The sequence below is a fragment of the Arthrobacter sp. UCD-GKA genome (genome assembly GCF_001863355.1).
In the GTDB taxonomy this organism is placed as follows: Bacteria; Actinomycetota; Actinomycetes; order Actinomycetales; family Micrococcaceae; genus Paeniglutamicibacter.
Window position 1 is genome coordinate 56,719 of sequence record NZ_MOLR01000007.1, and the last position, 14,317, is coordinate 71,035.

At 65.7% G+C, this 14,317-nt stretch carries 9 protein-coding genes; 3 read left to right on the forward strand and 6 right to left on the reverse strand.

Annotated elements, in window-relative coordinates:
- Nucleotides 1–132: 132 nt before the first annotated feature.
- On the forward strand, nucleotides 133–1,461 hold the full coding sequence (locus BLJ79_RS13315; RefSeq protein ID WP_071215246.1) for an ammonium transporter: 1,329 nt from the start codon (nucleotides 133–135) through the stop codon (nucleotides 1,459–1,461).
- Nucleotides 1,458–1,796, forward strand: coding sequence for a P-II family nitrogen regulator (locus BLJ79_RS13320; RefSeq protein ID WP_071215247.1), 339 nt, complete (start codon nucleotides 1,458–1,460; stop codon nucleotides 1,794–1,796). The genes BLJ79_RS13315 and BLJ79_RS13320 overlap by 4 nt, the downstream gene beginning before the upstream one ends.
- Nucleotides 1,797–1,876: 80 nt before the next feature.
- Here BLJ79_RS13320 and BLJ79_RS13325 read toward each other — a convergent pair whose 3' ends face one another.
- Nucleotides 1,877–3,142, reverse strand: coding sequence for a CDP-glycerol glycerophosphotransferase family protein (locus BLJ79_RS13325; RefSeq protein ID WP_071215248.1), 1,266 nt, complete (start codon nucleotides 3,140–3,142; stop codon nucleotides 1,877–1,879).
- A gap of 234 nt (nucleotides 3,143–3,376) precedes the next feature.
- Entirely contained in the window at nucleotides 3,377–5,137 is a 1,761-nt protein-coding gene (locus tag BLJ79_RS13330; protein ID WP_071215249.1) for a glycosyltransferase, read from the reverse strand.
- A 1,119-nt stretch (nucleotides 5,138–6,256) separates the two neighbouring features.
- Between BLJ79_RS13330 and BLJ79_RS13340 the strand changes: the two genes are divergently transcribed.
- A complete protein-coding gene (locus tag BLJ79_RS13340; RefSeq protein WP_071215251.1) occupies nucleotides 6,257–7,468 on the forward strand; it encodes an IS110 family RNA-guided transposase in 1,212 nt (403 codons plus the stop codon).
- A 188-nt stretch (nucleotides 7,469–7,656) separates the two neighbouring features.
- On the opposite strand, the gene BLJ79_RS13345 is transcribed toward BLJ79_RS13340, so the two are convergent.
- The 4 genes from BLJ79_RS13345 to BLJ79_RS13360 all read right to left on the reverse strand — a co-directional run bounded on the left by BLJ79_RS13345 (nucleotide 7,657) and on the right by BLJ79_RS13360 (nucleotide 14,150).
- Nucleotides 7,657–8,487: an SGNH/GDSL hydrolase family protein gene (locus tag BLJ79_RS13345; protein ID WP_071215252.1), complete on the reverse strand. Its 831-nt coding sequence runs from the start codon at nucleotides 8,485–8,487 to the stop codon at nucleotides 7,657–7,659.
- A 1,027-nt stretch (nucleotides 8,488–9,514) separates the two neighbouring features.
- The gene (locus BLJ79_RS13350) at nucleotides 9,515–10,543 is read right to left on the reverse strand and encodes an NAD-dependent epimerase/dehydratase family protein (protein WP_071215253.1); all 1,029 of its coding nucleotides are present in this window, start codon (nucleotides 10,541–10,543) and stop codon (nucleotides 9,515–9,517) included.
- On the reverse strand, nucleotides 10,540–13,128 hold the full coding sequence (locus BLJ79_RS13355) for an alpha/beta fold hydrolase (RefSeq protein ID WP_083411291.1): 2,589 nt from the start codon (nucleotides 13,126–13,128) through the stop codon (nucleotides 10,540–10,542). Before BLJ79_RS13355 ends, BLJ79_RS13350 begins: the two co-directional genes overlap by 4 nt.
- The gene (locus tag BLJ79_RS13360; protein WP_071215254.1) at nucleotides 13,125–14,150 is read right to left on the reverse strand and encodes a 3-oxoacyl-ACP synthase III; all 1,026 of its coding nucleotides are present in this window, start codon (nucleotides 14,148–14,150) and stop codon (nucleotides 13,125–13,127) included. Before BLJ79_RS13360 ends, BLJ79_RS13355 begins: the two co-directional genes overlap by 4 nt.
- Nucleotides 14,151–14,317 lie beyond the last annotated feature (167 nt).

Genomic DNA, 14,317 nt, shown 5'->3' on the forward strand with positions numbered 1-14,317 from the left:
GACACGAGCCTTTTACTTCGAGAAGGATTCGGTAACCACCCCGAAACGGTTGGTCGAATCGCACGTAACACCGTCAAGGAATTCTTGAATCAGGCGAGAAAGTCTCGCGAGCGATTCAGGGAGGCGTTAGACATGGACCTAACAACGACTCAGGTATGGATGATGGTGTGTGCCGCGCTCGTCCTGCTGATGACCCCGGCACTGGCATTCTTCTACGGCGGGATGACCCGGGCCAAAAGCGTACTGAACATGATGATGATGAGCTTCTCGGCCATCGCCCTGGTCACCGTGGTGTGGGTGCTCTGGGGAAACTCCATGTCGGGCGGCGGCGCAAACATTGGCGGCTTGTTCGGAAACCCCGTTGACGGGTTCGGGATGGGATCGATGCTCGGCACCGACGGCTTCATTGCCGCCGGTTACGGAGCGACCTTCGCGATCATCACCGTTGCGCTGATTTCCGGAGCCGTGGCGGACCGCGCAAAATTCAGCGCCTGGATGGTCTTCGTCCCCGTCTGGGTGACCGTGGTCTACGCACCGATCGCCTTCTGGGTCTGGGGCGGCGGCATCCTCGGCGCCGWCGGCGCCATCGGCTCGGTGGTGGGCGAGGCCATTGACTTCGCCGGAGGCACCGTGGTGCACATCAACGCCGGCGTTGCCGGACTGATCTTGGCGCTCATCCTAGGCAAGCGCCGCGGCTTCGGGAAAGATCCGAGCCAGCGTCCCCACAACATCCCCTTCGTCATGCTCGGTGCGGCCCTGCTCTGGTTCGGATGGTTCGGGTTCAATGGCGGCGCCGCCAGCACCGCCGAGGAGGCAGGCCTGATCTGGGTGAACACCCTGGCAGCCCCCGCCGCAGCTTTGCTTGGCTGGATCCTGGTCGAGCGCCTTCGCGACGGCCACAGCACGTCCTTGGGCGCTGCCTCTGGCATCGTGGCCGGGCTGATGGCCATCACCCCGGCCTGCGCCAACATCACTCCTGTTGCAGCCATTGGATTGGGCATTGTTGCCGGCGTCGCCTCGGCCCTGGCCGTGGGTCTGAAGTACCGCTGGGGCTACGACGATTCCCTTGACGTGGTGGGTGTTCACTTGGTCTCCGGCATCATTGGAACCGTGGCCCTGGGCTTCATTGCCCTTCCCGTTGACGGCGTGGGTGGCGGACTCTTCTACGGCGGGGGATTCGGCCAGCTCTGGGCCCAGATCGTAGCCTGCCTGGTGGTCATGTCCTTCACCGCCATCATGACCGCCATCATCGGCCTGGCCATTCACAAGACCATGGGCTTCCGCATCACCACCGAGCACGAAATCGCCGGCATCGACCTGATGCAGCACGCCGAGACCGGCTACGAGTTCGGCGGCCTGGGTACCGGCGGGACCTTCGTCCCGCACCCGGCCACCTCGGCACACCTGAAGTCCGCCGCCCAGAAGGATGCGGATCGAGTCAAGGAAGAGGTCAACGCATGAAACTCGTGACAGCCATCATCCGGCCTGAAAAGACCGACCAGACCCGGGAGGCACTCGAGTCCTACGGGGTCCAGGGCATGACGATCAGCCAAGCCAGCGGTTACGGTCGGCAGCGCGGACACACGCAGGTCTACCGGGGCGCTGAGTACACTGTCGACCTCCTTCCCAAGGTCCGCCTCGAAATCTTGGTGGAGGAGGACTCCTGCGACGACATCCTGGATGTCTTGATCTCCACGGCAAACACCGGTAGCGCCGGCGACGGGAAGATCTGGGTCACCCACGTGGAGGAAGTGATCAGGGTTCGCACCGGTGAGCGCGGCCTGGCCGCGGTCTAGAAGATCGATATCAAGAGGCAGGGTGTTCATGGAGCACCCTGCCTCTTTTTGAGCCCCAATCGCTAGGGTGCTGCCTTGGGTCACTCGACCTCGCCGGAATCGATGGCGTTCGAATGAAACAAGAAAGACTTCAATTGTTCCTGGCGATCCGAGACCAAGGAATCCACCGCAGCCAGGAAAGCCCCGGTGGAGTCGCCCTTCTTCCGGTCCCCGAAGTAGAAAGAACTCATCTGCCGGCGGTCTTCCGCCGAGGTGGTCTCCAGGAGCGACGCGAAATCGGAAAGCATCGTTTCCCGCGAGTCTTCGCTGATCACCGGGCAGGCGCGGCTGATGGGTGCCTCGCGGTTGAGCGCTGTGAGGTCGTTGCGGCGGTCGGTCAGTACCAATGGCCGCTCCGGATGCAGGTACAGGAAGTCCAGACCCACACTGGAGACGTCGGTGACCAACACGTCCACGCTCTCGAAGAGGGCCAAGATGTTCTCGGTTTCCGCAATCACATGGTGGGCCCCCGCATCGTTTCTCTCCTCCAGGATCTCGCGAATCCGCAGGTGGGCGTTTATGACCGCCGGAAACGTTGAGGTCACCACGCGGGGGTGCGGCTTGTAGATGACGCGGGTGCCGGGCAGGTCCACCAGTGTCTGGATGATTTGTTCACCGAACAGGTCGACCGAGGTGTAGTTGTTGGCTTCGTTTTCGCCTTCCCAGGTGGGCGCATACATGACGGTGCGCCCGGCAAAGTGCGGCAATGGCGTTTCGAAGTCCAGGTCCAGCTGGGGACGTCCCACGCTGACGAGCCGGTCCAGGTCGAAGTCCAGCAGGACTTCCCTGTGGCGTTCAATGGCGGCCGGGCCTGCAACGAAGATCTTGTCGTAGGCCTTGGCCTGGTTCGAGACCATGGACAGCTTGTCGCTTTCCCCGTGGTTGATGTGCACGTGGACGAGTCGCGCGGCGCTGAGCGACTGGAAGTTTGCCACGCCGTTGTTTACATACAGGCAGAGCGTGAAGTCGTTGAAGTCATAGAGGTTCACYAGGTCATCGAGCCGTCGCACGAAGATCTTGGGCAGGTCGGTCAACTTGCGGAAATGGCGCAGGGTGGGCACCTTGCGGAAGACGAGGACGACCGGGTGCCGTTCGTGGAGCTTTTCCAACGTGGGCAGCCATTGCTCAAGCTGGTAGGCCTTGTTGGCCACGTCGCTGAAGTAGACGACGACTTCGCCGGGAACCGGAATGTGGTCCATCTCCTGGTTTGCCACCGTCGCGGGGCCGATACCCAGCCAACGCCGTGTCTTCACCGCGGGTTTCGAGGTGATAGCGGTCTTGAGCTGTTGGCCTAACCAATCCTTCATTTGCTTCAACTACTTCCGTGGTGTCATGCCTGCGGGTCAGACCCGCCAAGGGGAATCCGCCCGCAAGGTCTTTCTATCGCGTGGTTGACGTCCAACATTGGCGTGGCCACCTGTGTGCTTCATGAGGATTTGCTTGATGGAACCTATCTTCCGGCACGCAAGGGAGTATTGATAGGGCGGGGCGGCCGACCGCGGTCAGCGGATTCCGACGTACGAGCTCAGGGATTCCTGTCGCTATTTGAAGCTCAGGTTTCCGTAGGCCGTGAAATAGGGCACAGAAGCCGGTTTCGGCGTGGCGCCGAGGCGGATGGTGCGTTTCAGACCGCCAACGTCAAGGACGGCGTTGATGTCCAACGCATCGGATCCCGGAAGCTGGGCGCGCAGGGAGGCTGGAATCCTGAAACCGAAGATGCCGTCCGATTCGTTGTACGGTTCGAACGACCTTCCCTGGCTGGCGTCGGTTCCCCGTTCGGTGACCACGAGCGTGAGCCCCCCGAGTTGCTCGGAGCCGGTGTTGACGGCCACCTCCAGATCGGTGTCGCCGTCGGGGTGGAAGCGCAGCCCGGCCAGCCGGATCGTGGCGGCCGCGAGGACCTCGCGGTCTTTCTTGTTTAACCGGGCCATCTCGAGGGCTTCCTTCCATTGGGTGAAGATTTGCTCGCTGCTGTACTGCCTGGCCGATTCAAGCGCCCGGGCTGACATCCCGGCGCACAGCGCATCGTCAGCCAGAAGCCGTCCCACGGCCATGGCTGCGGCTTCCTGGTCGCCAAACGGGACCAGGAAGCCGTTGTCTCCATCCTGTATGACATCCCTGGGGCCGAAGTCCACGTCGTAGGCGACCGGCACGCAGCCGTGGGCCTGGGCTTCAAGGATGGCCAGTGACTGGCCCTCGAACCTGCTGCACAACAGCAGGATACGGGCCTTGGACAGTCGCCGGGCCACGTCATGGACGTGCCCGTGGAACGTCACCAGATGACCGATGCCGAGCTGGCCGACCTGCTCTTCCAGGACCGGGCGTTGGTCCCCGTCTCCGATCAGGTCCAGGTGGACAGGAACGTTCGCCGCGGCCACGGCGTTGACGATGTCAATGACCGCGCCGATGTTCTTGCCCTTGGTGAACCGCCCCACGTGGACCACAGCGCCGGGGTCCCGTTCCTCATAGGCCGGCAACACGGCCGGCCCATCCACGGGGTTGCTGATCACCACGGTGTTGGCGCAGTCGCCGAACCTCCGCACAAAGGCGGTGCGCTGTGATTCGGTCAGGAAGGTGATCCCGTCCCAGGCGTCGCGGTTGTCGATGATCTTCCGGTGGGCGGGGGAGAGCTTGCCGGTCAGCGTGTCCTGACCGGCTGCGACATGGGTGCTGTGGAAGTTGACGAACTTCAGTGCGGTGGGATGCTGCCAGGCGAAGAGGAACCCGGCGGAGAACTTGCTGTCAATGATTACATCGGCATTGCTTCGATCGACCAATTCGGTCAGCCAATGCCGGTATAGCCGTGCGGCACTGGTGAATTCGAGCTGGACGGTTCCGTCGGCGGCCAGAAGCTGCAGTGTCCTGACTGTCTGGTCGGGATCGTGCGGGGCCGGGAGCGTGGCGTCCACCAGGTACACGCTGCCGTCGCGCCGGTGGTATTCACGCTTGGACAGCTTGTCGTTGCCGGCGGAAGTGTAATCAACGCAAAACAGCGACCCGTCCAACGACCGGTCGAGCCGCGCGGCCTCGGTCCAGGGAATCCCGGTGCCGCGCAACTTCAGCTCGCGACCCCCTGCCGTGGCCGGAGCCTGCTCGGCGTAGTACTCGTGGAGATTGAGCAGCGGAACCTCGGGGTGGAGCTTTCCGTTGGCCTTCAACGCGGTGCGAATGGCGTCGAGTTCCGGGTTGGCGTCAAAGGTCACCACGGCGCTGGGAACGCCGCCCTCGTGGAAGAGCCCGGCACGCTTCAAGCACATGGCCGTCATGCCGCCGAAACCCTGCTCTATCGCCCACGTGACCATGAGCGCGCCCCTAGGCGCCCGGTGGGGCTGTGCCGGCTGGCTCACCACGTGGCCCGAAGGCCTTGGGGCTTCATGGAATGGCATGGACGGGTTCTCCTTGGGTCGGGGAAGCGGCTTCGGGGGAGTTGCCTTCGTCCACCGTAACGTCTCATCCTTGGCACTGGCCAAGAACGGATACCCCTCTTGTCTTGGAAAAACTGTTCGTCCTTGCGCAGGCATCGGAGCTTGAGGAGCCGTGAGTCTTCCCTGGACATCGCCGTACCGTACCGATGTCCGATCCAATATTCGACCTGATCGCCCAAGAGTGCCGCACCAACAATGATCGAAATCAACAGGAAGGGGGTATTCCCAGCCGTTCGTGGACCATACCGGCGGTGAACACCAAGGAATCCCCGGTGATAAAGGGGGAAAAGGAGACCGGAATCGACAAAGACGATCTCCGCAATGGAACCCAGAATCCAGGGTTCGGCGTTCTCCGGGAGTGTGAGTGGATTGGCAAGGTCCGTGCTGCTGATTCCGAGGGGGAACCAGAGCGGCGGTGGCATGGGCGAATTCCTCGGTTGGGGCATTTCCGGGCAGGTGACGCCCAGCACCACGTCTAAAGAAGCATGCCCCCGCAACACCGGGTCGTGCCGTGTCAGCTCGGTGAAGCCGGGCGACCTCGCAGCCGGGCTCGACGCCGCACGCAGCCGATTCCGCCCGGAATCGGAACTGCTGTGCGGTAAACCATCCTTGGCCGCCGTTCCAGCGTCGCCGAGAGCGCTGTGACGCATGGTGGCAAGGTCGTTTTCGATTCCCCGCCGGCGGACGGCCGCGCAGTGCTGACGGTCTTCCCGCCCCCGTTACTGTTTTAGCACCCCCACTTCCGAACCTCATGGGCAAGGATGGGGATGCTGGCCTGTCGGCCCCGGCATGGTTCGTCCCCCCAGTTAATTCCAATGATCCGGGGGGTGCTGCCACCGGGGCTCGATAGGCACCGAGGACATCGCTAATAGGGGCCGGACCAGGACAGAGAACCAGCGTCCAAGGTCGGGCGTAACGTGGATGCCGAGCCGAGGAGCCGTAGGACAAGCCAGCACCGTTTCATCCGTCAAACCCAGGCTTTACGGAAGGTGCGCAATGATCAAAGACCACGAATCCATCGACGTGTTCATCGGCGTCGATGTCGGCAAGACCGACCACCACGCAGCGGCCCTGAACAAGGCCGGCAAGAAGCTCTGGGACAAAGCCCTGCCGCAAGACGAAGCCAAGCTCAAGACCATGATCAAGGTCCTCTTCAAGCACGGCCGTCTGCTCTTCGTCGTGGACCAGCCAGCGACCATCGGCGCGCTGCCGGTCGCCGTCGCCCAAGCCTCCGGAATCGAGGTCGGTTACCTGCCCGGACTGGCCATGCGGAGAATCGCCGACTTACATCCGGGCGAGGCCAAAACTGACGCGAGAGATGCGATGATAATTGCTTCTGCCGCCCGCACCATGCCCCACACCCTGCGCAACGTGGAGACCGCCGATGAGCAGGTCGCCGAGCTGACCATGCTCTGCGGATTCAATGACGACTTGACCAAGGAAAACACCGCGACGTCCAACCGGATCCGCGGCCTACTCACCCACATCCACCCGGCCCTGGAACGGGTCATCGGCAAGCATCTGGACCACCCGGCGATGCTGGAACTGCTGGCCAAATACCCGACCCCGACTGCCCTGCGACGGGCTGGAAAAGCCCGGGTGGAATCACTGCTGCGCAAGCATGCACCCAGGGCTTTCAAGCGCTGGGTGCCCGAGCTCTTTGAGGCTCTGGAGCAGCAGAGCGTGGTCGTGCCGGGCACCGAGGCCGCAGGCACCGCTCTGGCGCACCAGGCCCGTTCCTTGGCCCACAACCGCGCAGCCCAGGCCGACGTGCTCAGCCTGATCCAGGCTCTGGTCGAGGCGCACCCGCTGCACGAGCTGCTCGTCTCGATACCGGGGGTCGCCGTCAAGACCGCCGCCCGGATCCTGACGGAGGTCAGCGGCAAGGAATTCGCCTCACCGGGGCATCTGGCCTCCTACGCGGGCTTGGCGCCTGTGACGTGGAGGTCCGGGACTTCGATCCGCGGGGACCACTCCTCGAAGAAGGGAAACAAGGTCCTCAAGAGCGCGCTCTTCCTCTCGGCATTCGCTTCCATTTCTTCCAAGGACCCCGCTTCGAGGGTCTACTACGACAAGAAGCGCGCCCAGGGGAAGAACCACACCCAGGCCGTCATCGCACTGGCCCGGCGCAGTTGCAATGTCTTGTTCGCGATGCTGCGCGACGGGACCATCTATGACACTCTCGTGACGGAATTAGCCGCCGCCTGAACCCACCCACCACGACCTCCCAAACCAAGGTGGTCCGCGTCGAAAACACCGACCAGGACCACCTTGGCATGCTTACGAATAGGTGCAAAGATTCTTGGAATACCCCGCGAAAGACTTGACGAACCGGATAGGGGCACCCCCCTGGCCAAGGGCCGAACGGACGCCTTCCACCTGCGCCGGGCCCGCCATCATCGCTGGGGGTCGACCGCCTGGGCGTTGGCTGGCACCGTGGCCGGCAGCGTCGCGGTGGTGTCCTTCTGGCCCAGGTGAAGCGTGGCCAGGCGCGTGGCCAATACCCCGGAGAGCAAATCGTGCCCATCCTGGGTCAGATGCACGTCGTCGGCCAGGTGGCTCACCAGGCCGTACCGTGCCAACCAGTCCCCGGCTCCCACGAAGGCGATGTGGTGGCTGCGGGCGTAGTTCCCCAGCAGGCGATCCACCTCCGCGCGCCGGGAGCCGGCCGGTGACCGGACACCGGAGAGGGTCCCGATCATCAGCATCCGCGATGTCGGGTAACGGTGGTGAAGTGCTTGGACGGTTGCGTCGGCCCCCTGCAGGATCTGGGCATCGGTGGCCCCGGTCCTGGCATCGTTGCCGCCGCCTTCGATGACCACCAATGCGGGCGCCCCGGATGGAAGAGCCCATCGGCCTTGGTTGAGCGAGGTGGGGTAGTTCGGCGATCCGGACCCGTTCGATGCGACGAACCCGATTCCTCCGGCACCCACGAACTGCACGTCGTATCCGGAGGCCCGCAACGCGGTTTGGGTCCACGTCCGATGCCCGGGAACGTTCGCGGCTCCGGCCGATTGCGAGTCGCCGACCAGCAACGCGGTTTTGGCTGTTGCTGCGGGGCCCGCGCGGTGCGGCACCAGCTCTGCGTGGCCGGCGGTACTCGCGGTGCCCACCGCCGGGGGCGTCGAAAGCACCGGCGACGGCGAGGTTCCAAGCAACAAGGCGAGGGAAATGCACGCGGCCACGGCCAAGGCGCCGAGACGTTCCGGGAGGCCGGTTCGCGCCATGGCGTGCTCGCAATCGCTCGGTTTCGTGCCGGTTCTCCCCGTGGAGTTGGGGGGGGCAAACGGCAGACCGGTGTGGTCTTGCTATAAGGATGCGCCCGATCGGCTGCAATGTTGCCGGGAATCGCCGGGCGTTACCCCGATGTCTTTTCCGTGCCGGTGATGTTCAGGTTTCCAGGGATCCTCGGTGTTCTCTTGGCAACACCGGGCGAGGGTTGTTCCATGTCACGCTTCGTCCGGTGCCGGTCCGGGGCACGGCGGATCCCGGCACCACCGAGAGGCAGCCTGGGGGTGGCGTTGCACTGCTGCTCTTGACGGTGGCGAGGGTTTTCAGGGTGAATGATGGATAGCCACTGCGGCGTGGCACCCAGTACGGTGTCCGATAGGCCCTGGAGCGGGATGGAAATCATGAATTCGGCCCGGCTATCCTTGCGTTTCCCGCGGGGTCCGGGGAGCACCGGACGACGCCGTTGCGCACAGTGCGGGTGGCCATGGAATGCCGGGAGAAGAACCGTTCCTTGTCACCGCGCAGCGCAAATCAGTCCAGTGTCCCGCCGCGACTGGTCGCGAACATTGCCCGGGCCTTTGATGGTCGGCACGATGGGCCGAGCCGGTCACCCGGCAAGGCCAAGAACGTCGCGACTCCCGGCACCGGCACTGCGCCTCGCAGCCTGACAATCCCCGCTTTAATGGCCGTTGCACGGCTGGGGGACCACGGCAAGGTCCCGTGCGCGGTGGTCAACCACATGGCTGCGACCAGCGCAACGATCGCCTCTTCGTAGTCGATTTACCTGGCTGGGTGGAAGATGCCCGAGAGCACCACCAGCAGCAGCATGCCGCGCAGCGGGCGTGGGGCAGCCGAAAGCAACCCGATGCCGGCCAGGAGCGCGACCACGTGGGAGGCCATGCGCGGGGAATTGTCCCGTCGGTTTGATTGCCGTATTTTCCGTGGTGAGAGGCATCCCTGGCAACCATGGCCTCAGCGGCGTGGCGCAGCCCCAGATGGCCGGTGGTGCGGCGTTGTGCCGGGTTAGCTGGCCTGCCCGGGTCCGGTCCCGCCATAGTGGGAGGCGAGCCGATCCAGCCCCTCGTCAATGCCCACGCTGGGCTCCCAGTCCAGCACCTCGCGGGTTTCGCGCTGGTCGAACCAGTGCGCGGTGGAGAGCTGCTCGGCCAGGAACCTGGTCATGGGCGGTTCGTCGCRAACCAGGTTCCGCGACCCGGCCGCGAGCCACAAGCGCTCAATGACCGAGCCCGCACCTCTCGCCAGCCAGCCCGGGACGCTGATCCGCGGCGCGGGAACGCCTCCGGCATTGCAGATCCCGGCGATCAGCTCGCCCACCGGGCGCGGTTCGCCGTTGGTGACCACCAGTGCACGTCCGTGCGCGTAATCCATGCGCTCGAGCCCGCGCACGATGGCACCTGCGGCATTGTCGATGTAGGTGGTGTCGATCAGCGCGGCTCCCTGGTCCAGCAGCGGAAGCCTGCCGGCCCGGGCCCGCTCGATCACCCGTTCCACCAGCTGGGTGTCGCCCGGGCCCCAGACCACGTGCGGCCGGATGGCCGTGACCCGGAATTCCGGTGAGTCCCGGGCCAGCGCGTTGAGCTCGGCGGCAGCCTTGGACCGGGCGTAGTTCCCGCGGGCACGGTCCGGATCGGCAACCCCGGCCCCGGCTCCGGCCAGCGGCTCGCCGAAGTGGGCGACCGAGGGGGAAGAGACAAACACGAAGTCCATGGCTCCGGCGTCCCTGGCCGCTTCGAGCAGGGTGTTGGTTCCGGTGATGTTGGTGGCCACGAAGTCGTGCCAGGACCCGGTGAAAGAGACCTTGGCCGCGAGGTGGATGACGGCATCCATGCCCTCCACGGCACGGCGGACCGCGGCCGGGTCGGTCAGCGAGCCCAGCACCTCGTCGGTGGCCGCGGTGGAGGCCCGTCGCTGGAAGGTGCGCACCTGGTGCCCCTTGGCCCGCAGCAGCGCGGCCACGGCCCCGCCGAGCAGCCCGCTGGCCCCGGTGACCAGCACGCGGCGCGGGGCCACGGGATTCGGCTCGGTGCTCATGGGTTGCGGATCCTTCCGCCGGCCAACGTGGTGGTGGCCCATGCGGCCAGTGCGGCCCGGTCGATCTTGGAGTTGTGCCTGATGTCGGTGGGCAGCTCCGGGACCACCAGCACCGCGGAGACCTTGGTCCCGGTGCGGGCGACCGCGGCACGCACGGCCTGGGCCAGGGTCTCGGGTGCGGGGGCCGCGCGGCGGGCCGGTGGCAGGGTCTCCATGACCACCACGGAGGCCTGGGTCCCCGCGGGGCCCACGCCGACCAGCGCGGCGCGTCCGGCGCCGGTGACGGATTCGGCGGCCTGCTCGGCAGCCACCGGGGTCTTGGGCCCGGTGGGGGTGTTGAGCACGTGGCCCAGCCGTCCCTCGACCCAGAGGCGTCCGGCGTCATCGAGGTGTCCCACGTCCCCGGTGCGGTGCCAGCCGGGGATCGAGGTGCTCAAGCGCTCGGTGATCCAGAGCCTGTCGTAGCGGTCCTTCACATGCGGGGCACGGACCAGGATCTCACCGGTGTGGTTGGGCGTTGTTTCAGGCGTGTCGCCAGCCGTTCCGTTGGCGTCCAGGGGCGCAATGGCAACCTGCGCCCCGGCGACCGGGGTGCCCACGCAGACCCCGTTGCCCGATCCTGCGGCACGGATGGACTCCAGGTCGATGTCGGTGACCGGAAGGGCCTCCGTCATCCCGTAGGGGGTGTGCACCCGGGCATTGGGGACCAGCTCCTGGACCTTGGCGAGCAGGGGTTCGGGGATCGGGGCCCCGGCCGAAAGCATCAGCGAGATGCCTTCCAGGACCAGGCGCTGGGATGCGTCCAAGGAATCCCGGGTTTCCAGGACATTGGCCAGGGCCGCGGGGGAGGCAAACACCGTGGTGGCATCCACGGCCGCTGCGGCATCCGCCAGGGCGCCGGCGGTGAGCGTGCGCGGTGCGGTGACATCCATGTCCGGGGTCACCGAGGTGGCACCCAGCGCGGGGCCGAGCAGTGCGAATGGGGCGAACCCGGCCACCAGGGCCGAGCCGGCCTTCAGGTCGTAGGTCTCGCGCAGGGTGTCGCGCATCGCGGCCAGCTGCCGGTGGGTGTACACGACGCCCTTGGCTGGCCCGGTGGAGCCTGAGGTGAAGAGCACCGCGGCGTCCGCGTCCGGGTCCGCCTCGGCGAAGTCCGTGCCCGTTGGTGTTGCGTGGCTGCCTGCCTCGAGCAGCTCGGGGATCGTGTGTGCCACCCCGAGCAGCTTGCGCTTGGCGGTTGGCATGTCCGATACGGCGATCCGGGTTCCGGGCCAGCCCAGGAACCTGGCGCCGGTCAGCGCCCGGTCGATTCCTATGAGGTAGCTCGGTCCCGCCCCGCGGATGGCCCGTCCCAGTCCCTGGGTGCCCAGTCCGGCATCGGCCACGACAATGACCGCGCCCAGGCGCAGGCAGGCATAGATCAGCGAGGTCAGCTCGATGCCCGGGGGCACCAGCAGGTTCACCCGGTCACCGGACTTGACCCCGATCCCGGCCAGGCCGCCGGCCAGGGCGTTGACCCGTTGGCCCAGCTGCGACCAGGACAGGGAACGCGGCGGGTTGATGTCAACAACAGCAATGGTGTTGTCTTCGGTGCGCTCGTCGAGCTCGGCCAGCATCGGCCGGTAGACGGCCAGGGCCTGCGCGCGGTGGGCGGCTTTTGATTCGGTGTTGTGGCCGAGCCAGTCAAAGACCGGGGTGGCAATGTCGCGGTCCTCGGGCAGCAGGTGGCCGGCTCCCTCGAAGCGGTGGACCGCGGCGTGGGGGAGCCGGTCCATGAGATCGCGCAGGTAGCGGTCGGAGAAGACCGGGTCCTTCGGGCCCCAGAGCAGCAGGGCAGGGACCTTCAGGGTTTTGATGCCCTCGGCGATTGCTTCGAGCGCGGGTCGGCTGGGGTGGTCCTCGGTGAAGGGGATGTCGGCCACGAAGTTGCCCACCCCGGTGCGCCGGTTGGCGTTCGCATAGGGGGCCATGAAGGCCTTGCGGACCTCCGGCTTCAGGGCCGGGTGGGCCAAGGAATGGGTGGTGCGCAGGAACGCATCGGTGGTCTTGGTTCCCCATCCGTGCACCGCCGGGTGGGAGGCCAGGCGCAGGGCGGCGGGCAGCTCGAATCCGGCCGGGTGCACCGCGGTGTTGGTGAGCACCACGTTGGCCAGCTGCTGTTGGTGTGCCAGGGCCCAGCCCAGGGAGATGAGTCCTCCCCAGTCGTGTCCCACCGTGGTGACCGGGCCGCGGATCCCCAGCGTGGTGGTCAGGTCGCCCAGGTCGTTGACCCGGTCCGCGAGCCGGCGGAACACGCCGGTGCGGGCGGAGAAGCCCATATCCAGCTGGTCCACCGCCACCACGCGCCAGGGCAGCTCGTGGGCGGAGACGTGGTTCAGCAGGTCGCGCCAGAGGTAGGACCAGGTGGGGTTGCCGTGCACGCACAGCAGGGTGCCCACCGGATCGATGCCCTGATCCTTGAGCTCGGAGTCGTTGTCCAGCAGGTGCCACTGGTGGTTGGTGCCCGGTGCATCCACGACCGAGGTGGAGGGAACCTGGACGCGGCGGGAGTACCGGCGAGCGACGCCGGGGAAGATCTCGGTCACCAGGCAAGCTCCATCATGGCGGTGTTCAGGCCCGAGCCGACACCCATGCACAACACCCGGTCACCGGGCTTCAACGTCTTGGCTTCCTGGGAAAGCGTCATTGGCAGCGAGGCCGGCCCGACATTGCCCCACTTGGGGAACGTGATCGGCACCCGGTCCCGGACCAGGCCCACGGCCTTGATAATGGCATTGGTATAGGAATTGGATACCTGGTGGGTCACGTAGCGATCCATTGACCGCCAGTTCCAGCCCGCTTGGTGCGCCTCGTCCCAGGCGTTGACCACCAATTCCAGTCCGTTGTCCAGCAGTCCCTTGGTGTCGGTGTACATGCCGTTCAGGCCGCCCACACACAATTCGTGGTGTTCGGTCCCGGCGCGCGAGACGCCGCCCACGATCCGGTGGGCGCCGGGATGTGCGTCGGCCGGGCCGATCACCGCGGCGGCGGCACCCGAGCCCAGGGTGAGGGTGGCGAACTGGTTCAGGTAGTCCTCGCGGGTCGAATCCTCGGCGTTGAGCCGGGCAAAGGTGGTTTCCTGGGTGGTCTGGGCGTCCTCGCCCGCCACCACCAGCGCGTACTTGATCTGTCCGGAATCGATCATGTTCGCGGCCAGGGTCATGCCGTTGACAAAGCCCAGGCAGGCATTGGTGATGTCAAAGTTCATCGCAGAGGAAGGCAGGCCGAGATCGTTGTGCACCTTCGAGGCAACCGAGGGCTCGAGGTTGCGCCGGGTCACCGAGGTGTTGATCAGCAGGCCGATCTGGCCCGCCTCGATGCCGGCCTCGGCCATGGCCTTGCCGCCGGCCTCCACCGCTGCGTCGTCGAAGCTGGTGCCCTCGGACCACCAGCGGCGTTCCACGACACCGGAGACGCGTTCAAGCAGTTTCTTGGACAGGCGCAACCGCTTGAGGCTGGGGGCCAGGCGTTCGTCGAATTCGGCCGAACTCAGGACCCTGGGGGCCTGCACGCTGGTGACGGCCAAAAGGGCCGCGTTGTCGTGCCTAAACGTTGCATTGCCGTTCAAAATCTAGCCTTTGTGTCGGGGCTGTCGTGCCGGTGCCGGCCGCGCAGAATATGGTCGTCGGGGTCATCGGGGAATCCAACGATAAAGGTTGTCCTCCTCCTACCGTATTCCCTGCCGGGCCCTGCGCCACACACGGGCGCGCCCKTTGTTGTATACGGTGCGCAACG